The organism is Mesorhizobium sp. M7D.F.Ca.US.005.01.1.1 (assembly GCF_003952545.1).
GTDB classification, from domain to species: Bacteria; Pseudomonadota; Alphaproteobacteria; order Rhizobiales; family Rhizobiaceae; genus Mesorhizobium; species Mesorhizobium loti.
The window spans coordinates 5,481,619-5,504,665 of the sequence record NZ_CP034453.1 but is presented as its reverse complement, the minus strand read 5'-3'; the positions used below and the strand labels follow the sequence as shown (position 1 = coordinate 5,504,665).

The window sequence follows — 23,047 nt, the reverse complement described above, 5'->3', positions numbered from 1 at the left end:
TTGGATCATACCGACCTGGTCGAGCTTCTGGACTATACGCAGGCGCAATTGAGCAAGATACGCCAGGCGGTCGCGGCGAGCGACCATGCCGGTGCCATGTTCGCCATCGATTGCCTTGTCGGAGCGGCGGCCGAACAGACGAAATGCAAGCTCGCAAGCCTGGAGCATGCCGGGCTGCCGATTGGCCGGGATGCATTTGAAGGCGGTGCGCCACCGCCCGGCAAAGCGTCGGGCAAGCCAGGCGGCAGCTGATCAGGCCGCGCTGATCTCGCCGATCAGCCTGACATATTCGGCCTCGGCTTCACCGTAACTGCCATTGGCGAGTTCCAGCAGCCCGGCGCGGTCGCGAATGACGATCTCGCCCCGGCGTGCCCGGATCAGCGCACGGCCTTCGAGCAGCTGGAGGGCGACGGTGACGCCCGGCCGCCTGACACCAAGCATGATGGCCAGGAATTCGTGGGTGATGGCGAGATGTTCGCCGGGCACCCGGTCGTCGCACATGAGCAGCCAGCGCGCCAGCCGCTCCTCGAGCTTCAGCCGCGCGTTGACGAGCGCGGTGCAGCCGGCCTGGGTCTGCAGCGCATTGACGAAGCGCAGCAGGAACATGCGCAAGGTCGCGCTTGCCGCCAGTGCCGCATTGAAAGCGCCGGCTTCGATGCGGATCGCATCGCCCTCGAGTTGGACATAGCAGGCGTGCGGCGCGCGGTCGTCGCCCATCACCAGGGAAGAGCCGGTCATGCCTTCGAAGCCGATGAAGCCCACTTCCGCCTCGTGGCCGCTCGCCGTGCTGGCGACCACCGAACCGATGCCCTGTTCGATGAAGTAGACGGCCTCTATCGGGATGCCGGGGGTCACCAGCATCATGCGCAACGGCAATTCGCAGCGCCGCATATGCGGCTCAAGCAAGGCCAGATCATCCGCGGGCATGCGCCGCAGCAATTGATTTCGATATTGGTGATCTTTGTCGGGAGATTTCTTGCCGGAATCAGTCATGGCGCGGCCCAATGCAGGGCAAGAGCCATCCGATCTCCCAGCCGTCCGCGCCCGTATCGACGTGCCGACGATCGCCTACACATAGGGTCTTTGAACGAACAAACCTAGGAATACGATATGAAATGCGATGCACAGCGTCCCCCACTGCCGTTCGCATACGAAAAGATCGACTTCAACGTTAGTGTCGGAAACGTACCAAGCCCTTCTTGGTACAAAACCGACATTTTGCTGAGAGACGCCGGATCGGGTGATGGTCGATAAAATCCGCCGGCTAACGATCAGGCGCCATGTCGCGCCTGCCCTGCGAACGGCTTGAAAGCATGCCGAATTTCAGTGGGAGAATTGTACGGTTTTTACGGTGATGACGCTGATATTGACTCTCGCTGCGCGCGATTTCATTTTTGATCGACAGCGTCAGGCAAATGGGTCGCTGCTCCGAAAGGGGCTTCTCATGTCGAGCCTTAACAAGCGCAATCCCGGCTTCCATCCTTCCGATCTGCAACTGTGCCAACGCGTCTTTGATCGGGTCTGCTCCGAACGCAAACTTGACCCGAAGTCGAGCGAGCCGGACGTGCAGCGGCTCGCAGCCACGGTGTTCTCGCTTTTCGAGAATGGCTACAGCAATGAAGCCGAATTGCTCGACAGTTTCAGGCGGCCGCGGCAATGACCAAGGTCAGGGTCACGTCCTCGACACCGGGGACTGAAAACGAGCCTTACGACACGGCGGTCTTTGCCAGGAAACATGGCATGTCGGAGAAGGCTGCGGAGGTCGTGCTGTTCGCAAACGGACCGTCCAGAACGGCTTGTGACGCTGCCGCACGCTCCTTTATGGAAGCGGTCGCCCGCAGATCGAAAAAGCAGCCATGAACGCTGTCGATGCGCCTCGGCAGACAGGCGTTTCCATCCAGCCTATCGATGGCCAATGGGCCGTTCGGATCGTCGAGAACGGCGAAACCATACAGCGCCTGTTCGAGGAAGAGCAGTTCGCCCGGAACTTTGCGGCTGGTTAGCGGCTCCGCCTGTGGCTGCTGCCAATGAATGCCGACGATGCCGGGATCATTGGGTACCAATGATCCGAAGGCCGGCTCTAGAGCAATTCCAGGAAAGGTGTGAAACGGTTTTCCCGGGAAAAGCGCATAGCGCTTTCCCTTGGGAATTGCGTCGAAACAAAGAGTTAGAGCGGTTCGCCGTTTCCGTGAAACGGTGAATTGCTCTAGGCCTCGGGCGCGGTTCGCGCTGCCTCTTCCTCGAGTTTGCCGAGCTTCGCCCTGATGTCTTTCGGGTCGGCATGCTCCAGCCCGACGACATCGTTTCTGGTGTCGTTGAGGGCGACGATGATCTCGTCGAGCTTGGCATGGATCGCGGCGGTGTCGCGGTAGCCCTGGATCAGCACGACACCGGTGATGACGATGGCCGCGACCGACAGCGCGTAGGTGACGGCATTCGTCAGGCCGAACGGTACCAGGGCGGTGCACACCACCATGGCAATGATCATGACGTAGAAGCCCGGCGGGCGAGACAGAAAATCAGCGGCTGCGAAAAGGAACTTGTTCATGGTGCCGACCAACCTTGCAAAATGCTCACAGGCGCTCATGACGTCAGCAAGTTCGCAAAAGGAATTTCGTTCCAGGAACCTAGGTGGCCTCCCGAAGTTTGGCTGACAGGAGGCCAGCAATGCCGCGTTACCAGATTGACGAAATGGACGCAGAGTCACTGTCTGCTTCGCACGTTGCCAGTGGGGCTACGGCACTTGAGGCGCTGCAGAAAATCACGGGCAAGGCCATGTCGCCGCGCGCCTTGCAAACCCACTGGTTCCGGGTGGTCGACGAAAGCGAGGGCAGCGTATTCCAATACAGCGTCGACCCGGAGCTCACGTCACGGCTCTAGTTCTGGGTGTCACTTTCCGCCGGCTTGCTGGGGCGGGCGCTGCCAGATTTCACGATCGGCAAATCTTTGCCAGGCGATTGAAGTTTTGACAGGCCTCGTAAATGACCGACGCGGCTGCCGGTGAAAGCATTGATCAGGCGGCTATTTTTCAAGGCATATGTCAGGCTTTAAATTCCCGACCCGCTGTATCTGGCGGCTTCCTTCCACAATGCGAGCGCAACGGCAGGTGTCCGTCCCTTCACCTCATATTTGCGATCCCGGTAACTTCCCGCTGCAATCCACACGGTCTTTGAGCGTCGGTAGATCATAATGCCTCGTGCGCTCGCCCAATTGCACAGTTTTTCATCATTCCGATACATCGCTTCGGCTCCCGTTACCCCTCTCAAGGTCTTGGATGCATCAAACGTGCCACAATTACGTGTAGCTAATGTTACGCATTTGGCTTGGTTGTGCTTCTATTAGCGGCGGCGCATAGTTTGGATCGTGCGCAAATAGGCGCGAGATGCTTGTCGAAGCGGCGCGTTGGGAGCGTCACTCCAACTCGATAGTCTTGCGTGTCGCTTTTCGGGCGCCAGGCTTGCGCTTTGTTATGGCGGTCCCTGTCGAGATTGGCGCCTCTGAGGAAAGCCGCAGTTCTCGCAGCCGGGCCGTCTTTGCCTCACGCGCCTGACGTTCGATGGCGATGATGGATTGAGCCTCGCGGGTGGCGCGTTCAATCCGGTCTTTGTCCTGAGGCAGTCTGGTCAAGGAAGTCTCTCCTGTCTTTCGATGGCACCCAAAATGCCGGCCGGGAGAAAACGTTCCGACCCACAGCGCCTCGGTACGGAAAAAACATCATCCCGCTCCGATCTCATTTGTTGTTGAGAGCGTGCGCAAAGCCGCTATGTGCGAGGGGTCACCGGCCACGAAACGGGCGCTGATGCTTGAAAGTGTGATGTACTCCCGCCCCGCCGGGAGACATCGGATGGAAGACGACCAAGGCCCCAGCGGCGTGATATCCGTTCTCGATTCCCACATTTTGAGGGATGCCTTCAAGGCTTCCATTGCCGAGTTGCGCTGCCTGAAGCGAAATGGGCGGAACATGCCACGGCGATGACGCGCGAACTCACGGGCAATCTCTGTGTCGGCGCCGGCGTCATCGAATGGATCATCCGAAAGTGAGGCCGCCAGTCCCCATCGACCTAGTGCACGCCGCAGACTTGGCGCACGCCGCAGACCTGGTTCACGACAAAGCCGAGGGTCACCTGGCGATGGTGGCGCTGGGTCTGTACGCCACCCTCAAGGGCCTCGCGGCTCCTGTCGAATTGCTAGCCGAGGCTTTAACGCTCAAAGCCCCTATGGATGCTTTCTCTGGAGGGTGTGGCGACGAATTAGCGGAGGGATCCGCTACATTTGCTTGAGGGAAGCGCGATGCTCCGTCGCCACGCGAACCAACTGTCTCGGCAGAGGATGGTTCCGCGATTGCTCGCTTGTCTCCACCGGGCGACGGAGGGATTCGTTCCGCCCCCGGGTATTCAATACCGGGGCCGTTTATCGGAGACCACGACAAGCCTCCCCCCAACATTTTGGCATCGTTTGCACACCAGCTTCGATGCCAACCGCTTTTCGGTGATGAAATCATAGTGGGTGCCGTAGATCTCGATCAGGCCATCGAGATCCAGCGAACGCAAATGACCGCAGCGCGCATTGCCGCAATATGCACTGAGGCCCATGCCTTGTTCACGAAGCTCACCGAGCCTGGTGGGCAGCGCGACTGGAATCAGGATATCTTCGGACATTGCGGGGTTCGCCACCACCACGAGAATGGGTTTTCGAAACTCGGCCCGGTCAATGTCGCCGATCGCGTGGACTGCCTTTTGTTCTGCGACACCTATAAGGGAATCGATCTCTTCCATTGCTTCGATATGGCCGCGAACAGACAAAGCCCTTCGCAGCACATGCAACGCATCTCTCGTTTCGCAAAGTGTCGTCCGCAAGGTGAGAGGCATTTTCGCGCTCACTTCTTCATGTAGCTGTCGGGGAGACAATCGGCTTCAACCGCTGCCGCAATGAAGGCTCGATGGACGTCCCTTGTGCTGCAACATCCCACCCTTTCCCCCACCAGGGCAGCAAGCGCAGCCAGAAACATTGGCCCATCGGATGGCCAGCCATCCGCCAAAGCGTCGGCCATTTGAGGAAGTGTGCAAAGGACGGAGATGGTGCCGTCACTTCTTTCTATGGGAATTCCGGAAAACATATTTGGCTGGTTGACTGTCATCGCATAGCTCCCGCTGGGGCGGGAGAACGGTAATCTCTCTCAAGCACCAGCGCCCGTGCCATAGCTGATGACAGATTTACTTAACCACCTAAACAAGGTTACGTCTATTAACTATGACGCATTGGGGGAATAATATTCAATTATTCTCACTTTACGATTTACTTGCGGATAACAGTACGATTCCGACATTTCTCCATCGAGTATTGGTACAGAACCGACAATGTTGAGCCGACCGGAGGCAACAGGCGCCGTGCCCGGTCATCAATCCCCCGAGCCGGTCTCTCCCAAAAGCCTGCTATATTCAGCTTCTGGCTCCCCATATCCACCATTGGCCAGCGCAATCAGTCCAGGGCGGTCCAGTATGATGACCTCACCCCGGCGCGACCGGATCAGAGCAAGGCCTTCCAATTCTTGAAGGGCGATGGTGACGCCTGGCCGTCTGACGCCCAGCATCGTGGCGAGAAACTCGTGGGTAATGGAAAATCGTACTCCCACCACGCGGTCGTCGCACATCAGCAACCACCGGGCCAGACGGCTCGCCAACCGCAGCCGCGCGTTGACAAGCGCGGTACATCCGGTCTGGATCTGCAGAGAATTGACGAAGCGCAACAGGAACAAGCGCAAGGTGGGACTGGTCGTCAAAGCCGCATTGAAGCTGCCTGCGTCCATGCGCATCGCTTCGCCTTCGAGTTGCACGAAGCAGGCTTGCGGTGCGCGGTCGTCGCCCATTACCAGCGAATATCCGGCCATCCCTTCATTGCCGATGAAGCCGATCTCGGCCTCGTGTCCACTGGGCGTGCGCGCGACGACCGACGCGATTCCGTGCTCGATGAAATAAACGGCTTCAATCGGCACGTCGGGCGTCACGAGGGGCATTCTCAGCGGCAGGGCTACCCGGTGCAAATCCGGTTCGAGCAGCGCAAGGTCCTCGGCGGTCATCCTTCGCAACAGTTCATTTCGGAACTGGTTGTCCAAAGCCAGTGCCTGGCCAGCGACAGTCGATTTTGGGATTTCGTAGTTCAATATGCAGCTCCCGCAGGGGCGGGAGTACGATCGGCACTCTCAAGCGCCAGCGCCCGTTAAAGTGGCCAGCGACGGGGAAGTGTACGCTTTCGACAATCCGATAGCGAGTCATTCCGTGCCGGGTTGCTATTCGGAATCTTTTCCCTGGAGGGGGCGTGGTGACGAATTGGCGGAGTGCTCCACCGCATTCGCTTGAGGGAAGCGCGATGCTCCGCCGCCACCCGAACCAACTGTCCCGGCAGGGGTTGGTTCCGTGAGTGCTGCCTCGACCGCCCACAAGGCAGGCCTCTGTACCGATGAGGTTTGGGGATCGACCTCGCCGAGCCATTCGTCGTAGCTGAAGCGCATAGCGGCAAGCAGTTCCGCGGGCATGTCCATGCCGCCTTGAAAAAGCTCCATGGCACGGCACCCGAGACGTTCCCTGGCCGGGTGGCCCGCGGCAATGCCGGCCTGGCGGCAATAGTCATCGAGCACTTTACCCAGGATCGAAAGCTGATCTGAATCCGCTGATCCGTTGAAGATCATCGCGCTTCTCCCATCGTTGGGGCGAAAGCGCGATCTGCTCTTTCAAGCGCCAGCGCCCATTCAACGGCCAGCGACACGCGCACCGTATGCTTCCGACAATTGGTTAGCGAGTCCCGCGAACTGTCCGGAAGCGTACCAAGCAATTCGCTTAATTGTTCGCCTGGCGGTAACTGGGTAGCTTTGCAACGTGGCGGACCTTAGATGCCGTCTTGGCCGACGCGGGACCCGGCCCCCCGCCCAACCTAACCCCCGCGTCGGTCATCGATAGAGATGCCTTTATTGGCGGGCCTTGCGAATGGGACGCTTGATGCCGAGAGACGAAATCGCCTAATGCCAAAAGACAGATTTGAGTGCCTGCAGGAAGCGCCCGGCAGCTGGATGGTGTGGGACCATACGGGTGGAGCGCCGGCAAGGCTCGGCGGCGTCGAGTTGCGAGGCCAGGACAAGCACCGGGCCGAGATCGCGCGCGACATCCTCAGGCGGATCTTTCGGACTGGCCGGGATGTCGACGCCGCGAAGAGCGACCCTTCAGACGCATGAGGCGCAACCAGGTGCTGCGTGTTCCTGCGCGGCGCCCTCTGCGCGCAGAAGACCCGCCACCGACGCAAATCGTGACAGGTCTCCCGGAGTAGACCGGGCGTCCCACCGCCCGGTCTATTTTCAAAACTTCACGGCGGGACAATTGTTCCGCCAAACCGGAAACCAGTGCGTTCCATGGGGATAAAAGAAACCCCGCCGGCCGGAGCCTGACGGGGCATTTGATTGGAGGTGTTCCGGATCGAATGGGAGACGATCCGGGGGAACGCAAAGGCCGCGCAAAGGTTCCGGACGGTGCTGAAGTGCGGCGCGGGAATGCCCTGTGGCGGCGTCAGCCTGGCGGGCCGATCGGGCCCGATGACGGGATTGCCTGCGCCGTCACGGCCGACAGTTTCTGCCGTTTGACCAGCGCCGGCTTTTCATAGGTCTTCTTCATGGTTTGCCCCTCAGTAGAGTTCGATTGCGGCAGCGTCGTCGCCGGCCGTGCTCTGTCAAGCTGAAGCGGCCAAGGCCGGCCAGCGACGAAACCTGCCTCAGTTCCTGTCGGCGGGTTTTGAGCGCATGCGCGAAACCGTCTCGCGTTCGGCGCGCTTGGAGCGCAGCGGCGGCAGGCCGCGGTCGATCAGGTCCATGTCCTCCAGCACCATATCGCCCATGCGCTTGAAAGCGATGTCGAGCGCGCCGGCGCGATGGGCCGAGCGCAGGAAGCCGGGCAGGGCGCGCACGGGGTGGTCCGACGCCAGCGGCTCCTCCGGGAAGACGTCGCTGGCGGCGACGATGTGGCCGCTCTCCACCGCCGCCATCAGCGCGGGGAAGTCCACCACGCCGGCGCGGCTGAGCAGGATAAAGGCGGCGCCCTTGCGCATGCTGGCGAAGGCATCCGCGCCGAGAAAGCCCTGGTTCTCTGAGGTCACCGAGGCGACGACGAAGACGAAGTCGCTGGTCGACAGCACCGCGTCGAGCGAGGCCGGCTCGACGCCATTGTCGATGAGGATCGACGGCGGCAGCCAGGGATCGAAGACTTTGGTCCGGGTGCGGAAGCCCGACAGCAGCCGGTTCAGCGCGCGGCCGAGATCGCCGAAGCCGATGATGCCGACATCCGCGCCCGACAAGAGCCGCGCCGTCAAATTGCCGTCGCCGCCCCACAGCTCCTTGCCATTCCGGAAGGCGAGGTCGGCGTCGACGATGTTGCGGGCGAGGTTGAGCGCCATGGCAAGGCCAAGCTCGGCCACCGGCTCGGCGAACACCAGGCCGGTGGTGACGACATGGATGCCGCGTTGAAACAGCGTCTCGTAGGGCATGTTGTTGATGAGGTTGGTCTCGACATTGAAGACGCAGCGCAGCGCCTTCATCCGGTCGAGCGTGTCGGGTGAGATCGGCGGCTGGCCGACAATGTAGCGGGCTTGCGCCAGCACATCGGCCGGCAGTTTTGCCACGCCGTCGGCGGTGGTCTCGACGATGCGGTATTTCGACCTGAGGCGCGCCAGCTGCGGCTGGGTGAAGATGAGGTCGAGCGTGCGTGGTTCCGGCGCGCTGATGACCAGCGGCAAGGCATTGTCTGACATGATGATTCCTCCCGGCGCGATCCGGATCGCGTTTTCTGGGAGGTAAATTACCTTCGATTAAACGATTTACAACCATGAAAAATCGATTTACCCATTTCTCCAGCGGACGAGAAATGCTGATGTCCGCACCTCGGGAGGAGGACCAATGGCGCATCGGCAAGGCCAGCAGCGGCGTGCCTCAATCCATGATGTGGCAAGCCATGCTGGCGTGTCCGCCGCCACCGTCTCCAAGGTCATGGCCGGCGTCACCACGGTGAAGTCCGAAAATGCGCAGCGCGTCTTCGATGCCGTCGAGCTGTTGGGCTACCGCGTCGATCCGCTGGCTTCCGACATGCGCAGGGCCAAGCGCCGCATCATCGGCGCCATCATGCCCGAGTTCGAAAGCGAGTTCTTCGGCCAGATGGTCACCCAGCTCGAGAGCCTGGCCGAGCAGCGCGGCTACACGCTGGTGGCGGCGTCGAGCCGCGAATCCGAAGCGCGCGAAACGGAGATCCTCGCCCGCATGCATGACTGGCGGGTGGCCGGCGTGGTGCTGGCACCGGTGCGCAACGAGCATGGACCGGCGGCCGCATTCATGAAGGCCAACGGCATGACCGGCGTGCTGATCGACCGCGTGCTGTCCGACGACGCCTTCGACACGGTGTCGGCCGACAGTGCTGCCGCAAGCGCCGAAGTGGCGCGCGAACTGCTCGGCAACGGCCACCGCCACATCCTGGTCATCGGCCTTGGCGAGCAGGCGGCCACCGTGCGCGCCCGCCTCGATGGATTTCGCGCCACCGCGCTCAAGCTGGCGCCGGATGTTCGCATCGACGTCGTGCTCGCCGAAACCGATGTCGAGCCGCTCAGGGCGCAGCTGCGCGACTATTTTGCGAAGGGAGAGCGGCCGACGGCGGTCTATTCGCTGTTCCTCAAGGGTACGCTGGTGGCGCTCTCGGAGTTCCGCCGACGCGGCTGGCACTGCCCCAACGACATTTCGCTGGTCGGCTTCGACGATGCCGAATGGATGCAGGTGACATGGCCGGCCATCGCCGCCGTGGTGCAGCCGGTGCGCCAGATCGCCGGCCACGCCATGGAGGCCTTGTTTGCCAGGATCGAAGGCGGGGAGGGGCCGCCGATCGCGCGGCTCGAGCCTTGCAAGGTTCTGATGCGGGAATCCGTTGGCCCGCCAGGCAACGGCCCGCATTCCGGGACGGCTCGCGGCACGTGACATCAAATGGAGGAAAACGAATGACCCAGTTCGTCCTGAAGATAAATCGATTTACTCTGGCTTCCGGCCTCGCGTTTCCGGCGCATGAACGGAGAGGCTACAGCTGATGAATGTTTTTGGATTGCACACATTCGCCATTGCCCCGGTCTGGGACCTCGACCTGATCGAGCCGCAGATGGAGCGGTTGAAGGTACTGGGCATCGGCCTGCTCGAAATCCCGCTGCTGCGCCCTGAGGAGATCGACACTCTGCGCACGCACGCCTTTGCCGAACGTTGGAATGTCGCGCTTATTCCGTCGCTTGGCCTGCCTGCTTCACTCGACGTGGTGGCGCGGCCGGACGAGGCGCTGGCTTTCCTCGAGCCGGCCTTCGGCGTGTGTGAGGCGGTGGGCAGCGAGGCGCTCGGCGGCGTCACCTATGGCACGATCGGCAAGACTTCCGGACGTGCGCCGACGGCTGAGGAAATGGACGGCATGTGCAGGTTCCTGGTCCGCGCGGCCAAGGCGGCCAAGGCGCATGGGCTGAAACTCGGCATAGAGCCCTGCAACCGCTACGAGACGCATCTGATCAATCGCGGCATCGACGCGACGCGGATCATCGAGCGCGTCGGCGCCGACAACATCTTCATCCATCTCGACACCTACCACATGCATATCGAGGAGGAGAGTTTTGAAGCCGGCTTCCGCGCCGCCGCACCCTATCTCGGCTATGTCCATGTCTCCGAAGCCAATCGCGGCGTGCCGGGGCGCGGCATGCTCAACTGGGCGGCCTGCATGAAGGCGATATCGGACATCGGCTACAGCGGCGCCATCACGCTGGAAAGCATGAACCATGTCGATGTCGACATTGCCGGCGGGCTGGCCGTGTGGCGGCCGGTGGCCGACAATCCGGACGATGTCATCGAGGTCGGTCTGCCGTTCCTGCGCAAGGAGGCGAGGAAGGCCGGGCTGACGCTGGGGTGAGGGTGCTCCAACGGAGCCGTCACATGTGCCAGCGATGCAACAGTGCAGAATCGTTTGACCGAGGTGCTGCAGAAACGATGTAAGAACCAGTAACGGCACAATTGACACGAGGCAGGGAATTGGTTCTGCTGGCGCCGTATCCAATGTGGAGGGCACTTTACGGTGAAGAAATACGAAAAGCCAACTTTGCAGAAGCGCGACAGGCTTTCGGGCGTCACGGCCCAGACTGCTCCCTCGACACCGCCGCCGTCGCCCGCCTGAGCGGTTGGCGTCTGACGCATTCGCCTCATAAGGGCAATCAATAGGGCGCGATTGGCTGATCGCGCCCTATTGCATGTTGGCCACGGGCGCCTGCCGTTGTCCCAGATGCCGCATCTTGCGGCCAATGATCATCAGCCGGCGCGCCGTGTTGTTGCGCAGGCGCCGTACGCGCCATTCCAGCCCGGTTTCGATGGTGATCGACTTGGCATAGTAGCTCACACGCATACCGTCCTCATCGGTAGCCACCTTGACCGGGTCGTCATAGAAGGCATTGATCTTGTCAGCCGCCATGCCTGGTGTTTCCAGCCAGCGCGGAATGTGAACCGAATGGAGCTGGTCGACATCGGTCATCACCCGCCCGATGCCGACGCCCGGCGTTGGACACGTCGTGCAGAAAGCGTCGCCGATGAAGACGACCCCGTCGCGGCGATGGCCTTGCGTCGTATTCAGGCTGACCTGCCTGACCTCGACGGGACTTGCGACTTCGAAGTTGCCGCATAGCGCTGCTATCTCGGGCATCAGCTCGCAAAGCATCTTCTGCGGATCCTGGCGAAACGCCCTCGTCCACGGTTCGGCCACGGTGCGATAGACGAACATGTTCGCCCGCATCTTGTTGCCGAGAGGAAAGATGCTGATGTAGGCGACACGGTCGGCGGCCCGCCTGCCGTAGCAAGTAGCGGACTGATAGGCGAATTCACGCGGCGAGATGGCGAGATCGAATCCCATCGACAGCGAATGCGCCTTCGATTGCTCGACACGCTCGACCCCGACGGCGCGCCGCACCGCTTCGCCGTGGCCGGTGGCCACCACCAGCAGGCGGGCATTGATGACGGAGCCGTCGGCCAGCACAAGCCGCTGCCGGTCCGGTCCGGTCGATATCTCGGTTACCTTGCCGACCGTCAGCGGCACTTGCGGCGGCAAGGCGTCGCGCAGGCCATTGATCAGCGCGCCATAGGAAAATGTGAATTCCGACTTCTTCTCATGCGCGAACAGCTGGCCGAGGCGGAAGACATGGGTATCGGTTGTTGAGGTGACGAGACGCTTGACCGTCGCATCGAGGCCGAGCTTTTCGAACAGCAGCATCTGATCCATGCCGATCTTCTCGGCCCGGAACTCGTCGTGGTGGACGCGGTGCGGATCGATCAGCGCCACCTTGCGCCCAGCTTGTCCCAACACCGTTGCCAAGGTGGTGCCGGCCATTCCGGCGCCGACGATCGCCACTTCGACTTCGGTTTGGCCAGCCTCTGCGGTACTCATTTCGCTGCCCTTTCTGGTAGCAACTCCCGAGTGCAACTACGGTGGAAGATATCTCCCGGACCTAATTCAACCTCAAGCAACCGGAGCATGTATCTGGTAGTAACCAATGTTTAGGTTAATCGCGGACCCGTCGTTTCCAGCGCGGTGCGATCGCCGAGCCATCGATGAACTCAAAACCGCCTGCCTCGTTGAGCGTGTGAAGTTTGCGCCCATTCCATAGCGCACCTGGATTTAAGATGGTTTCAACGACTTGCTCCATGCCGATCAAATCAAGGTGAGAAATGCGTGCGATGCCGAGAGCCGCGCCATAGCTCCTGCGGCAGTCCTGAACCGGGCGCAGCAAGTCGTTGCCGCGCTTGACCATGCGCCCGGCCGGCCGCGCCGAGGCGATGTCGATCAGCACGGGATTGTTCGGATGCGGTGTCCAGGGGCCGCGAAAATCCGGCGCCGACCACAGATGCAGCGCGTCGGAGAAGGCGCCGCCGCCATCGCGGATGGTGCCTCCACCATCCCGGACAGTGGCGAACAGCCACCAGGCGCCGCCGTGCTCGACCAGGGTGGCGTCGCTGGCGATGATGCCGGACAGAAGCGTCGCCTCCTTGACCCATCCGCCGGGAAAGGCGGTGGCTCGGTAGAGATCGACCGTGCCGTTGGCGCAGCTTTCTGGCACCATCCAGACCTCGCCGTCGCGCTCGAAGACGAAGGGGTAGGAGAGATGGTAGGGCAGGTCGAGCACCGGCTCAGGGCGGCCGAGCGGGCCGGCCGGGCCGAAGGGCACGGCGGAGATGATGGCCCGGCCCAGCCGATGGATATAGTCCTCGACGAACAGGGTTAGCTGGCCTTGGTGAACGATCGGGAACGGGTCGGCATAAAAGCGGCTGCCGTCGTCCGGCAGCTCTTGCCAACCCGATGCCGGATGCGCGCGCAGGTCGAACAAATCGCGACCCTTGGTCTGCCGCCAGCCGACCTTCCAGTGCGGCGCGTTGTAGCAAAGATGGTAGATCTTCTGGACGATCCGCCGCGCCAGCGCCTTGCCGGCTCTGACGCCAAGCTTGCCGGCCGAAGGCATCGGCGGCGGGCTACCTGCCTGCGGCGGCTCGGGCAGGTCGGGCACGGACTTTGCCGCGCCTGACAGGGCAGCTATGATCAGGCTTGCCGTGCGCGCCAGCATGTCCTGGAAGGATGCGAGCGCGATGCCGCCATATTCGGTTCCCAGGCGCCCGGCTGCAATCGCAATACCGTTCTCCTCGATGCGGGCAAGCGGTGTGCGGCCGGCAAGGATCAGGGCCAGCAAGGCCGCTTCGCCGCTGGCGCCATCGTAGGTGACGCGCCAGACCCGCATGCCTTCCAGCATGACATCGCCGCAGAGGTCGATCACCAGGTCAGGCGAAGCAGAGGACTGGGTCCGGTAGGGGGCGAGCGTCGAAAGCGGCACACGCTTGCCCAGCCCATCATGGGACAGGCCGTGTATCGCCGTTTCGAGTTGAAACAGGGCCGCGGCGCTGCGCGGGATGCGGCCGGCCGCCGGCCTGATATCGACGGACGGCACGACATCGCCAAGTGCGGCAAGGCGTTCCAGCAGCGCGACATGGAAGGCGCGCACGCAATCGCCGTCCAGGCGCAGGCTTATCCGCATGTTGGGGACCCGAAAAGGCGGTGTCCGGCCTTGCCGGTCCGGTCAAATTGTAGCCCCATCCGCATACATCTCCGCTCGCTGCGCACTGAGCACCTCGGTATGTATATTTTTAAGCAAACTGCGTGCCAAAATTCACGTGACCTCTCAACATAATTAACAATCTTTTAACAGTTGAAGGAATAGCTAGGTTAGTGCCGCAATCTGATCTTGCCGGCATATGGAGTATTGTCGGAGGCAGCCATGCAATCATCTCTGCCCATGGTTCCTCAGCGACACGCTCCAGATGCGGGACAAGCGGGATCATACGCGGCTTCGACTGTCGAACTGGGCGATCTGAAGCGCATTCTGGTGCGCCGCCGGTTCTGGATCTTCGGCACCGTCGCGCTGCTGACGCTGGTCACCTTGCTCTACGGTCTCTTCACGCCCGCGCTCTACAGCTCGGCGGCGGAAATCCTCATCGATCCGCAGGATCTGCAAGTGGTCACCAACGACGTCAATCCCAGCCGTATCTCGCCCGACGGCGGCATCACGCAGGTCGAGAGCCAGGTCAGCGTGGTCCAGTCGACAGGCGTGCTGATGCGGGCGATCGCAGCGACCAACCTGACGCAGGATCCGGAATTCAACGGGCAGGGCTTGCTGTCGCGCCTGCTCGGTTCGACATCGGCAGGAGGCGACAGGTCGGCGCAAACGCTCGACGCGCTGCGCCGACGCCTGGCGGTCAAGCGGGCCGACAAGGTCCTGGTCCTCGACGTCATCGTCACCGCCAAGAGCGCCGACAAGGCCTCCCTTCTGGCCAACGCCATCGCGCAGGCCTATCTGGTCGACCAGGCGAGCGCGCGGGCGCAAATGGCCAAGGACGCTTCCGAGTCCATCACCGCGCGGCTGGACGAACAGCGCAAGCGCGTCCAGCAAGCCGAAAACGCCGTCGAGGCCTACAAGTCGGCCAACAATATGGTGATGGCGGCAGGCAATCTGGTCAGCGACCAGGAACTGACCGAGCTCAACACGCAGCTTTCAGCGGCGCAGAGCCGCACCGCGGCGCTGAAGGCGCAGGTCGACCAGATGCGCCGGCAGAGCGGCACGGCGGACGCAACCTCGGAAGCGATGCGCTCGGCGGTAATCTCGAGCCTGCGGGCACAGGAGGCGACGCTGGTCGACCAGGTCTCGCAGCTCGGCACGGAGCTGGGGCCGCGCCATCCGTCGATGATCGCCGCCCAGCAGCAGCTGCGCGACACGCGCCAGCTGATCGCGCGCGAAATCGGCCGCATCGCCACCGCCACCGAGACCGACTATGAACGGGCGCTCGCCAACCAGCAGGCGCTGGAAGCCAAGGTCGCGGGCATGAAGAGCAAGTCGCTCGACACCGACCAGGCCTCGGTGCGGCTGCGCGAATTGCAGCGCGACCTCGAGGCGCTGCGCTCCGTCTACGCGAACTATCTCCAGCGCGCCCAGGAGACGCGCGAGCAGATCAATGTCGACAGCACCAATGCGCGCATCATCTCCAACGCCATGCCGGCCCTGAAGAAGAGCTGGCCGCCTTTGTCGCTGCTGCTCGTCGGCGCGATCTTCGGCGGGCTGGGGCTCGGCACCGGCCTGGCGCTGATCGCCGAATATGCCTCGCCGACGGTGCTTTCAAGCGCCCAGATGCAGTCGGCCATCGAGGCGCCGGTGCTGGGCGTGGTGCCGGCAAGGTCAGGCACTGGCAGGCGCTGGTGGCCTTTCGGAGGGAATGCGGCCGCCGTAGCCAGCCAGAAGACGGACGCCGTCGTCGGCCTTGCGCTGAGGCGCATGTTCAGTTCGGGCCAGCGGCCGCCGGACTGGCCGCTGGTGCCATCCATCCTGGTGACATCGTCGCCGGGCGAGGGCGCGCAGCGCAGCCGGGTGGCGCGGCTGCTGGCCAATACCGCGGCATCCAGGGGCAGCCGTGTGCTGTTCATCGATGCCAATGCCAGCGGTGGCGGCCAGAAGGAGGCGCAGCCGGGAATCCTCGACGTGCTGCGCGGCGAATACGCGTTTGAAGCCGTCAGCCACTACGCGGCCGGCAGCAACGTCGCGCTGCTGGGCAGGGGCCGCTCAAAGGCGGTCTTCCAGGAAGCGCATGGCATCTACTTCGCGCAGCATATGCTGGCCCAGGCCAGCCGGAGCTTCGAGCTTGTCGTTATCGACGGCGGCGCGCTGGCCGACAATCTCAATGCCTCGCCGCTGGTTGCGATGGTCGACGAGATCCTGCTCGTCGCCACGCTGAACGCCACGCCGATGCGCGACGTCACCGCGACCTCGCAGGCCGTCTCCGTCATGGGGCGGCTGCCGACAGGCGCCATGCTGGTCGACGAGGCGGCCTGATATGGCCGCCAGCTGGAGCGGAAGCGCCTCGAACTACGGTGCTGCCGCGCCCTGCGCCGGCACGTCGGTCGACGCGCTGACGCGCTTCGGACTGATCGCGGCGGTGGCGGTGCTGTTCAGCGTCTCGGGCGGCATGCTGTGGCTGGTGGGCTACAATTACGACGGCCTGTTCGGCAACCCGGCGACCAAGATCCACCCGTCCACCTATCTCATCGTGCTGCTGCTTGCCTGGCGCTCCTGCACCTTCGGCAATCCGGTCGGCTATCTCGTGCATGTCGCCGACAGGCGGCCGGCCAGCGCACTGATGGCCGCCATCTCGATCGTGCTGCTGTTCGTCGTCATCGCCAGGCAGCGTCCCGGCATGGCCGGCATGATCGATACGTTCGTGGCCGCGGCACTTCTGGTGCTGATGCTCAGCGAGGATGACGAACGGACATTCGCCGGGCTGCAGACCGTCATTCACGTGGTCATGACGGCGAATGCGTTGCTTGCGCTTTTCGAGTTCGCCACCAAGACGCTTATTTTCCCCTATCGCCTCGACGGCGTGGCGTTTACCACCGATCTGCGCTCGAGCGCGCTGCAGGGGCATCCGCTTGCCAATGCCATGGCGACAGCGATCTACGTGCTTGCGCTGCTCTCGGGTGCCAGATCCCTGTCGATGCCTGTGCGGATAGGGCTGATCAGCCTGCAATGCGCGGCACTCGTCGCCTTCGGCGGCCGCACGGCGATGGTGACGACGGTGGTGCTCGGCGGCTGCTATCTGCTTTTTCAGGGCATCACCAAATTGCGCCGGGGCCGCGTCAACTTGCTGGGTGCAGCACTGGGCTTCATGCTTGCCGCGCTGCTGCCGGTCGTCATCGTCGTGGCGGCATATTATGGCTTCTTCGACGCGCTGCTGGAGCGCTTCGTGTCGGACAGCGGCAGCGCCAATGCCCGCGTCGAGATGTTCGAGCTCTTCAAGTATCTGGAATGGCGCGATCTGATCGTTGGGCCGGATGTCGACCTAGTCGACAGCCTGCGCCGCATCAACGGTCTCGAACAGGGCATCGAGAACCCGATCATCCGCACGATCGTCTATCAGGGCGCCTTCTTCACCCTTTTGCTGACGTTTGGCTTCGTGCTGTTCCTGTTTGAGGTGGCGCGTCGCTGCCACGCCGGCATCTGGCTGCCGATGCTGGGCTGGATCATCCTGATCAACACCTCGGAAAGCGTCGCGTCGAAGACGACGCTGCTGACCAAATTCGTGGTGCTGGTTCTGGTGCTTTACCGGCCGGCGCGAGCGGTGGTGCGGCAAAGGGCGCAGCCGGCGCAAACATAGCGCTCTACGGCGGATGCCGGGATGGCAGGTGCCTATTCCGGCATAATCAGGCCAAGCGCCTCAACCATCGCCGGGTCCAGCGCCCGCGTGCTGTCGTCCATCATGCCCATGCCGTCGAAGAGATCCCAGAAGGCCCAGGGGAAGCCGAACGACTCGGCGCTCTGCCTGACATCGGCGATGTAGCGCGCGCGATCCGGGTTGGGCGCGGCGACGTAGCGGGCATCGGTGCGCAGCGCGCCGAACTCGCCCATGATGATCCGTTCCGGCGCAAGGCCGTGGCCGTCGGCCCAGGCGCGAGCCTCGCCAAGATATTTGTCGACAAACCAGCGGTCGGGCCGGGCGTCGAAATAGACCTTCAGCACGCGCTCGGTTTCGGCATAGGCGGCCTGCTTGGCCTCTTCAGGGGTTTCGGTGTCCTGCGCCATACGTGCCCTGACCGAGGCCAGCGTCTGTTCCAACGAGCCGGCGGATGCCGGCCACGGCACATTGTTGAGCGACCGGTAGACCGGCTCGCGCATCCAGGGTGCGCCCTGATGGCTGAACAGATAGGGCTCGTAGAAGTGGAAGGTGAACAGGATCGGCTCGAACGGCGCCAGCGGCGCCGGATCGAGCGCGGTCAGTCCGCTCACCATCGAGCCGCAGCCGCCGGTGACGACTAGCGGCAGGGTCGCGGCCGACGCCCTTGCCGCGGTCAGGAGTGAAAGCTGGATCTGCGACCAGACGTTCGACGCGCAGGACTGCGCCGGCTCGTTGACCGGCTCGAGCGCCACCCTGCCAGGCTGGAAGCGCTCCAGCCTGCCGGCAAGCTCGCCAACCAGTGCGCGATAAAGATCGAAAGCGGGTGCCGCGGTGCTGGAGACCATGCGGTCGGGGTTCCAGTAATGGGTGGCGCCATTGGCCTGCACGTTGACGATGATGCCGAGGCCGGCGTCGAGCGTGGCGGTGACGGCCGCGTCCAGCATGTCCAGCAACTTGCCGCGCGTGGCGGCGTCGGCGGCCAGGAAAGGACCGGGATCGACGGGCAGACGGATGAAATCGAGCCCGGTCCTGCGCAGCCGACCAAGGTCATCTGGGGTCGGCACCGGCCGTTGCGACTGGAAGGGCGGCCAGTCATAGTCGGTGCGGGGTGCGGGAAATTCGCGCGTCAGCGAGAACCAGGGCCAGGCGTTGATGCCGCGCCGAAACTGCGGCCCGGCGGCGCGGGCGGTTGGCGCGATCGGGAGCGAGCCAAGGGCCGCCGCCGTGGACAGCGCCGTCCGCAGCACCCGCCGGCGCGACCAGCCTCTCATACAGTTCCGTGCGATGCGTGATCCATCGCGGTGGTCTTGGCGGCGGTCACGCCGAGCAAGCGGTAGGCTTCATTTTCATAGGCAAGCAGGACATCATCCCAGCGGAAGGCTTCGCGGGCGCGCGCCCTGGCGGCAACGCCGCAGGTCTTGACCAGGTCATCATCGTCCAGCGCCTGCTGCATCCGCTCGGCGCAACTGTCCTTGTCGGTGAAGTAGATCGCGGCCGCTCCCGCGGTCCACCTGTTGTAGGGATTGTCGTGCGCGATCACCATGTTGCCGGCCGCCAGCGCCTCGACCAGCGACGGGTTGGTCCCGCCGACCGTGTGGCCGTGCAGATAGGCGCGGGCGTGGTACCTGAGTGCCTTCACCGTTGCCTGGTCGTAGATGGCGCCCGGCAGGACCACCGAGCCGTTCGCCGCCTTGCGGATGGCGGCATGGTAGGGGATGTCGTCGGACAGCGTTCCCAGCACCACCAGCTTCATGTCGCGCTTGGCGGAGCAGAAGGCTTCGACGATCGGCAGGATGTTGTTGTCGGGTTCGATGCGCGCGATCGAGACCAGGTAGCGCCCGGGCTCGAGGCCGAGTGCCCGCACCGGCGCTTCCGGCGCCGATGTCACCGGATCGGCGCCATAGGCGATGGTGGCGATGGCGCTGCGCGGCCGGCGCGTCGCCAGGTGATCGGCGATGGCGGGATGATCGGCGACCAGCCGATGCGAGGCCCACGCGCCGATCCATTCGTTGAGCCAGAACCAGGTGCGCGCCGCCATGCCCCATTTGGGGCGGCGCCACTCGATGCCGTCCATGTTGGTGAATATCTTGCGCCGCTTCAGCCTGAGCCAGGTCAGGAAGATCGCGCCATTGTAGCCGAGCACCAGGCAGACGCCCGGCCGGCTGGCGGCGTCGCGGACGCATTGCCAGTCGAATTCCAATGTCGCGCGCGGCCCCTTGGAGGCAACCTGGATGTGAATGAGCTCGATGCCGCGCCAGGTTTCGCTGCGCACCCGCTGGTCGATCCGCTCGACCTCATCCTGGCAATAGACGGCGACCTTCCAGCCTCGCCCGACAAGAAACAGCGCCAGTCTTTCGGCAAAGGTTTCAAAGCCGCCATGGGCCGCGGGTATGCCGCGGGTCCCCAGGATCAGAATGGCGGGCGTCTCTGGCTTCATGGCTGGTGGCACTTTCGGATGCTATATATTAGCTGCTGCTTAATTTTTAGGAAGCAGGTGGCAACTTCCATGCCATCCGCCGATTTTCGGCGTACTGGTGGGTGATCATCGCGTGGGGTTGTAAAAAAACGGTGTTGAACCCGGTGGTTGTTTCATTCTCGGTCAACCCTTCTGTGCGTAGCTGTATCGAAACGAGGCATTGCCAGGGTCGTGCGGCCGATAGCCGGGCATATCGAACTGATAGCCGGGCATATCGAACCAGGCATGATTCTTGCGGCAAGGATTCTGCACACCCTCGTCGAGCGCGATGGTAGCAGCACCTGGCGGGATACAAAGATGCGGATTGCCTGTGTTCATCAGGGCTATGAACTCTATGGTTCCGACCGCAGCTTCGCGGAGAGCGTTGCTGCGTTGCGCGCCGCGTTTCCGTCGGCTGACATCGAGGTGGTCTTGCCGCGCAGCGGGCCGATCGTACAGATCCTGGAAACGCATGCCAGCCGCATCGTCTTTGAACCGCTCTGGGTGCTGAGGCGTCAGGCCATAGCGCGCCTTGCGACGGTCGAGATGGCGCGATTGCCTATTGCCGTGTTCAGGGCGTGGCGGCGCCTCAGGGAATGCGACCTCGTCTATGTCAACACCTCGATCGTGGCCGACTATGCGCTGGCCGCGCGCTTGCTGCCTCACAAGGCCGTCCTGCACATCCACGAAATCCCCGAAGGCGCCATGCGCAGGATACTCGTCGGCCTGATGCACTGGAGCCATGCGGATCTGATCTTCAACTCGCGCGCAACGCGCGCCGCGTTCGGCGATCCCAAGACCGCGCGCACGCATGTCGTCTACAACGGCGTTGCCGGGCCGGCGGCGGTCGAACCGACCACCTATGACGGCAAGCGCCCGTTGCGTGTGTTGCTGCTCGGCCGCATCAACCGGATCAAGGGGCAGGAGGTTCTGCTGGAGGCGATCGCCTCGATGCCGGCAGAACTCCAGTCGAGGATCGAGGTGCGGCTGGTCGGCGGCGCCTTCGAAAGCACCGAGCGTGAGCGCGCTTTGGCCGAACTGGTCGAGACGATGGGCCTCACCGGGCGCGTCAATGTCTTGCCCTTCGTGCCGGACCCTTCGGAGCACTATCGCTGGGCGGACATCGTCACCGTGCCGTCGCGGCGTCCGGAATCGCTGGGGCGCGTCGCCATCGAGGCAATGGCCTATGGCCGGCCGCCGCTGGTGTCGGCGATCGGCGGGCTGGTGGAAGTGGTCAGCGACGGCGAGACCGGCTGGCATGTTCCGCCCGGCGACGCAGCAGCCCTTGCCGCGAAATTGCAGGAGATCATCCTCGCCCCTGAGGCCTGGCGCGGTTTTGTCGCCGCGGGCCGAGCGCGCTACGAGGCAATCTTCAGCGAGCCGGTCGCGGCCGCCGCGATCGCTGCGATCGCCGCCGACAAGCTCAAGACGACCATGGCGCGACCGGGGCGGGCGCGGGCCACCCGCCAAGCGGAGACACGGCCGTGAAGTTTGCGTTCCCGAGCCATCTGGTTCGACGCCTCGTGCTGATGATCGGCGGCGAGGCGATGCAGAGCGGCTTTCACTTTGCCCTCAACATCATGCTGTTGCACATGCTGTCGGCGCAAGGCTACGGCCTCTTCGCCATTGGCATGGTGATGGGCGGCGTCGGCCTGTCCTACATCAGGTCGCTCACCGCCGTTCCCGCCAGCATCTGGATGAGCAAAAGCACCAACAGCGCCGGCGTCGATGCCTATGACGTGGCGTTTGGAACGGCAGCGCTGATCGTGGCGTTGCTGATGGCCGTCGGTACAGCTGTTCTGATGCATCTGCTTGGCGATCCAAGCGGAATTGCCGCCGGCTGCTTCGTCGGCGCCTGGTCGTTGCGCAGCCATATGCGCACGGCTTTCTTCGCCCGTCGCCAGCAGGTGGTCGTTTCCATCAGCGACGGCGCTTTTACAATCGCCGGCATTGTCCTGACCGGGCTGACGATCTGGAAGGTCCAGGACCCGCTGCAGACTGTGTTCTATGCACTTGCCGCGGCAAATGTGTTCGGCATTTTCGTCCTGGTCCGACTGGCTCGGCGCACACTTCGCATCAGCTTCCGCATGCCGACGCGGCGACGCTATATCGGGCTCTGGCACCAGCTGCGCTGGTCGGCGTTCAGCGCGACCACCACCAACATCCAGGGGCAATGTCTGGCGCTGCTGGTCGCTGGCATTGCCGGGCCTGCCGCCTACGCGCCGCTGGCGGCGGTCCTGGTACTGTTTGCCCCGCTGCGCATCATCAGTCTTGCTTTCGTCAACATGACGCAGCCGGATCTTGCCAGGCTGATGCGCAACAACGAAACAGGCCGTGTCTGGGCGCAGGCAAAGATCTGGGCGCTCGTCATGGGGCTCGGCGGGCTGGTTTATGGATGCGCCATCATGTTCGTCCTGCCGATGATAAAATCCCAGGCCCTCCAGGACGCCTCGGTCGGATTCATCGGGATTTTCGTGATCGCGAATTTTGTCCCGATCATGCTCTATATCATGCCCCGCATCGTGCTTGAGATACTCGGCGATTTCCGGATCGTCGCGTTCACCACGCTGGGCGGGGCGGTCGTCGGCCTGGTGCTGATCGCGATCCTGCTGGCGATTGCGTCGCCGCCGTGGGCGCTGGTGGGTTCCGCCATGTCCGAGATCTTCGTGCTCGCGGCATCATGGTATTTCGCACATCACCGCATATGGAATCTCGAGCATCCGGATGAGGCGCGCGACAGCCGATTGGGTTCGTGGCGGCGGGCGGTCTCGTTCGCGACGGCAAAACGATAGGAGAAGATGAAG

25 protein-coding genes are annotated in these 23,047 nt (G+C 63.1%); 11 read left to right on the top strand and 14 right to left on the bottom strand.

Going from position 1 to position 23,047, the window contains the following annotated elements; translation table 11 throughout:
- The gene (locus EJ076_RS26700; protein WP_126069861.1) at positions 1–252 is read left to right on the top strand and encodes a hypothetical protein; all 252 of its coding nucleotides are present in this window, start codon (positions 1–3) and stop codon (positions 250–252) included.
- Here EJ076_RS26700 and EJ076_RS26695 read toward each other — a convergent pair whose 3' ends face one another.
- A complete protein-coding gene (locus tag EJ076_RS26695; RefSeq protein ID WP_245462890.1) occupies positions 253–927 on the bottom strand; it encodes a Crp/Fnr family transcriptional regulator in 675 nt (224 codons plus the stop codon).
- Between the two features lie 427 nt (positions 928–1,354).
- On the opposite strand from EJ076_RS26695, the gene EJ076_RS26690 reads away from it, so the two are divergent.
- Positions 1,355–1,660, top strand: a complete 306-nt coding sequence (locus EJ076_RS26690; protein WP_164771723.1) for a hypothetical protein — start codon at positions 1,355–1,357, stop codon at positions 1,658–1,660.
- Positions 1,661–1,856: 196 nt separating this feature from the next.
- Complete coding sequence (locus EJ076_RS35315; protein WP_164548739.1) at positions 1,857–2,003, top strand: hypothetical protein; 147 nt, start codon at positions 1,857–1,859, stop codon at positions 2,001–2,003.
- A gap of 203 nt (positions 2,004–2,206) precedes the next feature.
- Here EJ076_RS35315 and EJ076_RS26680 read toward each other — a convergent pair whose 3' ends face one another.
- Positions 2,207–2,548, bottom strand: coding sequence for a low affinity iron permease family protein (locus EJ076_RS26680; RefSeq protein WP_109661383.1), 342 nt, complete (start codon positions 2,546–2,548; stop codon positions 2,207–2,209).
- A gap of 119 nt (positions 2,549–2,667) precedes the next feature.
- Between EJ076_RS26680 and EJ076_RS26675 the strand changes: the two genes are divergently transcribed.
- Positions 2,668–2,880, top strand: a complete 213-nt coding sequence (locus tag EJ076_RS26675) for a hypothetical protein (protein WP_109660489.1) — start codon at positions 2,668–2,670, stop codon at positions 2,878–2,880.
- 531 nt (positions 2,881–3,411) lie between these two features.
- On the opposite strand, the gene EJ076_RS26670 is transcribed toward EJ076_RS26675, so the two are convergent.
- From EJ076_RS26670 to EJ076_RS35495, 5 genes are all read right to left on the bottom strand, one after another.
- Complete coding sequence (locus tag EJ076_RS26670; RefSeq protein ID WP_126069859.1) at positions 3,412–3,627, bottom strand: hypothetical protein; 216 nt, start codon at positions 3,625–3,627, stop codon at positions 3,412–3,414.
- A gap of 767 nt (positions 3,628–4,394) precedes the next feature.
- On the bottom strand, positions 4,395–4,868 hold the full coding sequence (locus EJ076_RS26665; protein WP_126069858.1) for a hypothetical protein: 474 nt from the start codon (positions 4,866–4,868) through the stop codon (positions 4,395–4,397).
- 8 nt (positions 4,869–4,876) lie between these two features.
- A complete protein-coding gene (locus tag EJ076_RS26660) occupies positions 4,877–5,137 on the bottom strand; it encodes a DUF982 domain-containing protein (RefSeq protein WP_109660497.1) in 261 nt (86 codons plus the stop codon).
- Between the two features lie 261 nt (positions 5,138–5,398).
- Positions 5,399–6,076 (bottom strand): Crp/Fnr family transcriptional regulator, encoded by a 678-nt coding sequence (locus EJ076_RS26655; protein ID WP_126071149.1) that lies wholly within the window; start codon positions 6,074–6,076, stop codon positions 5,399–5,401.
- A 210-nt stretch (positions 6,077–6,286) separates the two neighbouring features.
- Positions 6,287–6,685 (bottom strand): hypothetical protein, encoded by a 399-nt coding sequence (locus EJ076_RS35495; protein ID WP_206438743.1) that lies wholly within the window; start codon positions 6,683–6,685, stop codon positions 6,287–6,289.
- A gap of 330 nt (positions 6,686–7,015) precedes the next feature.
- Here EJ076_RS35495 and EJ076_RS26645 point away from each other — a divergent pair, with 330 nt between their 5' ends.
- On the top strand, positions 7,016–7,225 hold the full coding sequence (locus tag EJ076_RS26645; RefSeq protein WP_109660501.1) for a hypothetical protein: 210 nt from the start codon (positions 7,016–7,018) through the stop codon (positions 7,223–7,225).
- 328 nt (positions 7,226–7,553) lie between these two features.
- Here the strand turns inward: EJ076_RS26645 and EJ076_RS26640 are convergent, their stop codons facing one another.
- Positions 7,554–7,658, bottom strand: coding sequence for a putative RiPP precursor (locus tag EJ076_RS26640; protein WP_126069857.1), 105 nt, complete (start codon positions 7,656–7,658; stop codon positions 7,554–7,556).
- Between the two features lie 97 nt (positions 7,659–7,755).
- A complete protein-coding gene (locus EJ076_RS26635) occupies positions 7,756–8,787 on the bottom strand; it encodes a hydroxyacid dehydrogenase (RefSeq protein WP_126069856.1) in 1,032 nt (343 codons plus the stop codon).
- Between the two features lie 145 nt (positions 8,788–8,932).
- Here EJ076_RS26635 and EJ076_RS26630 point away from each other — a divergent pair, with 145 nt between their 5' ends.
- Both EJ076_RS26630 and EJ076_RS26625 read left to right on the top strand, forming a co-directional pair.
- A complete protein-coding gene (locus EJ076_RS26630; protein ID WP_126069855.1) occupies positions 8,933–9,994 on the top strand; it encodes a LacI family DNA-binding transcriptional regulator in 1,062 nt (353 codons plus the stop codon).
- Between the two features lie 106 nt (positions 9,995–10,100).
- Entirely contained in the window at positions 10,101–10,955 is an 855-nt protein-coding gene (locus EJ076_RS26625; RefSeq protein WP_126069854.1) for a sugar phosphate isomerase/epimerase family protein, read from the top strand.
- A gap of 327 nt (positions 10,956–11,282) precedes the next feature.
- Here the strand turns inward: EJ076_RS26625 and EJ076_RS26620 are convergent, their stop codons facing one another.
- Positions 11,283–12,473, bottom strand: coding sequence for an NAD(P)/FAD-dependent oxidoreductase (locus tag EJ076_RS26620; RefSeq protein WP_126069853.1), 1,191 nt, complete (start codon positions 12,471–12,473; stop codon positions 11,283–11,285).
- Between the two features lie 115 nt (positions 12,474–12,588).
- Complete coding sequence (locus tag EJ076_RS26615) at positions 12,589–14,109, bottom strand: formyl transferase (protein ID WP_126069852.1); 1,521 nt, start codon at positions 14,107–14,109, stop codon at positions 12,589–12,591.
- Positions 14,110–14,349: 240 nt separating this feature from the next.
- On the opposite strand from EJ076_RS26615, the gene EJ076_RS26610 reads away from it, so the two are divergent.
- Together EJ076_RS26610 and EJ076_RS26605 are read left to right on the top strand one after the other, a co-directional pair.
- The gene (locus tag EJ076_RS26610) at positions 14,350–16,452 is read left to right on the top strand and encodes an exopolysaccharide transport family protein (RefSeq protein WP_126069851.1); all 2,103 of its coding nucleotides are present in this window, start codon (positions 14,350–14,352) and stop codon (positions 16,450–16,452) included.
- A 1-nt stretch (position 16,453) separates the two neighbouring features.
- Positions 16,454–17,770 carry a VpsF family polysaccharide biosynthesis protein gene (locus EJ076_RS26605; protein ID WP_126069850.1) on the top strand — a complete coding sequence of 439 codons (1,317 nt, stop codon included), beginning with the start codon at positions 16,454–16,456 and terminating at the stop codon, positions 17,768–17,770.
- Between the two features lie 32 nt (positions 17,771–17,802).
- Here EJ076_RS26605 and EJ076_RS26600 read toward each other — a convergent pair whose 3' ends face one another.
- The 3 genes from EJ076_RS26600 to EJ076_RS26590 form a co-directional block, all read right to left on the bottom strand.
- A complete protein-coding gene (locus tag EJ076_RS26600) occupies positions 17,803–19,059 on the bottom strand; it encodes a cellulase family glycosylhydrolase (RefSeq protein WP_126069849.1) in 1,257 nt (418 codons plus the stop codon).
- Entirely contained in the window at positions 19,056–20,225 is a 1,170-nt protein-coding gene (locus EJ076_RS26595; RefSeq protein WP_126069848.1) for a DUF1972 domain-containing protein, read from the bottom strand. The genes EJ076_RS26600 and EJ076_RS26595 overlap by 4 nt, the downstream gene beginning before the upstream one ends.
- A gap of 162 nt (positions 20,226–20,387) precedes the next feature.
- A complete protein-coding gene (locus EJ076_RS26590) occupies positions 20,388–20,582 on the bottom strand; it encodes a hypothetical protein (RefSeq protein ID WP_109660521.1) in 195 nt (64 codons plus the stop codon).
- Here EJ076_RS26590 and EJ076_RS26585 point away from each other — a divergent pair.
- Together EJ076_RS26585 and EJ076_RS26580 are read left to right on the top strand one after the other, a co-directional pair.
- The gene (locus EJ076_RS26585) at positions 20,562–21,731 is read left to right on the top strand and encodes a glycosyltransferase (RefSeq protein WP_126069847.1); all 1,170 of its coding nucleotides are present in this window, start codon (positions 20,562–20,564) and stop codon (positions 21,729–21,731) included. The genes EJ076_RS26590 and EJ076_RS26585 overlap by 21 nt on opposite strands.
- On the top strand, positions 21,728–23,035 hold the full coding sequence (locus EJ076_RS26580; RefSeq protein ID WP_109660524.1) for a hypothetical protein: 1,308 nt from the start codon (positions 21,728–21,730) through the stop codon (positions 23,033–23,035). Before EJ076_RS26585 ends, EJ076_RS26580 begins: the two co-directional genes overlap by 4 nt.
- Positions 23,036–23,047: the final 12 nt, after the last annotated feature.

Coding starts and splice junctions, on each gene's coding strand:
- EJ076_RS26695 (WP_245462890.1), bottom strand. CDS start 927: ATGCCCGCGGATGATCTGGCCTTGCTTGAGCCGCATATGCGGCGCTGC.
- EJ076_RS26690 (WP_164771723.1), top strand. CDS start 1,355: ATGACGCTGATATTGACTCTCGCTGCGCGCGATTTCATTTTTGATCGA.
- EJ076_RS35315 (WP_164548739.1), top strand. CDS start 1,857: ATGAACGCTGTCGATGCGCCTCGGCAGACAGGCGTTTCCATCCAGCCT.
- EJ076_RS26680 (WP_109661383.1), bottom strand. CDS start 2,548: ATGAACAAGTTCCTTTTCGCAGCCGCTGATTTTCTGTCTCGCCCGCCG.
- EJ076_RS26675 (WP_109660489.1), top strand. CDS start 2,668: ATGCCGCGTTACCAGATTGACGAAATGGACGCAGAGTCACTGTCTGCT.
- EJ076_RS26665 (WP_126069858.1), bottom strand. CDS start 4,868: ATGCCTCTCACCTTGCGGACGACACTTTGCGAAACGAGAGATGCGTTG.
- EJ076_RS26660 (WP_109660497.1), bottom strand. CDS start 5,137: ATGACAGTCAACCAGCCAAATATGTTTTCCGGAATTCCCATAGAAAGA.
- EJ076_RS26655 (WP_126071149.1), bottom strand. CDS start 6,076: ATGACCGCCGAGGACCTTGCGCTGCTCGAACCGGATTTGCACCGGGTA.
- EJ076_RS35495 (WP_206438743.1), bottom strand. CDS start 6,685: ATGATCTTCAACGGATCAGCGGATTCAGATCAGCTTTCGATCCTGGGT.
- EJ076_RS26645 (WP_109660501.1), top strand. CDS start 7,016: ATGCCAAAAGACAGATTTGAGTGCCTGCAGGAAGCGCCCGGCAGCTGG.
- EJ076_RS26640 (WP_126069857.1), bottom strand. CDS start 7,658: ATGAAGAAGACCTATGAAAAGCCGGCGCTGGTCAAACGGCAGAAACTG.
- EJ076_RS26635 (WP_126069856.1), bottom strand. CDS start 8,787: ATGTCAGACAATGCCTTGCCGCTGGTCATCAGCGCGCCGGAACCACGC.
- EJ076_RS26630 (WP_126069855.1), top strand. CDS start 8,933: ATGGCGCATCGGCAAGGCCAGCAGCGGCGTGCCTCAATCCATGATGTG.
- EJ076_RS26625 (WP_126069854.1), top strand. CDS start 10,101: ATGAATGTTTTTGGATTGCACACATTCGCCATTGCCCCGGTCTGGGAC.
- EJ076_RS26620 (WP_126069853.1), bottom strand. CDS start 12,473: ATGAGTACCGCAGAGGCTGGCCAAACCGAAGTCGAAGTGGCGATCGTC.
- EJ076_RS26615 (WP_126069852.1), bottom strand. CDS start 14,109: ATGCGGATAAGCCTGCGCCTGGACGGCGATTGCGTGCGCGCCTTCCAT.
- EJ076_RS26610 (WP_126069851.1), top strand. CDS start 14,350: ATGCAATCATCTCTGCCCATGGTTCCTCAGCGACACGCTCCAGATGCG.
- EJ076_RS26605 (WP_126069850.1), top strand. CDS start 16,454: ATGGCCGCCAGCTGGAGCGGAAGCGCCTCGAACTACGGTGCTGCCGCG.
- EJ076_RS26600 (WP_126069849.1), bottom strand. CDS start 19,059: ATGAGAGGCTGGTCGCGCCGGCGGGTGCTGCGGACGGCGCTGTCCACG.
- EJ076_RS26595 (WP_126069848.1), bottom strand. CDS start 20,225: ATGAAGCCAGAGACGCCCGCCATTCTGATCCTGGGGACCCGCGGCATA.
- EJ076_RS26585 (WP_126069847.1), top strand. CDS start 20,562: ATGCGGATTGCCTGTGTTCATCAGGGCTATGAACTCTATGGTTCCGAC.
- EJ076_RS26590 (WP_109660521.1), bottom strand. CDS start 20,582: ATGAACACAGGCAATCCGCATCTTTGTATCCCGCCAGGTGCTGCTACC.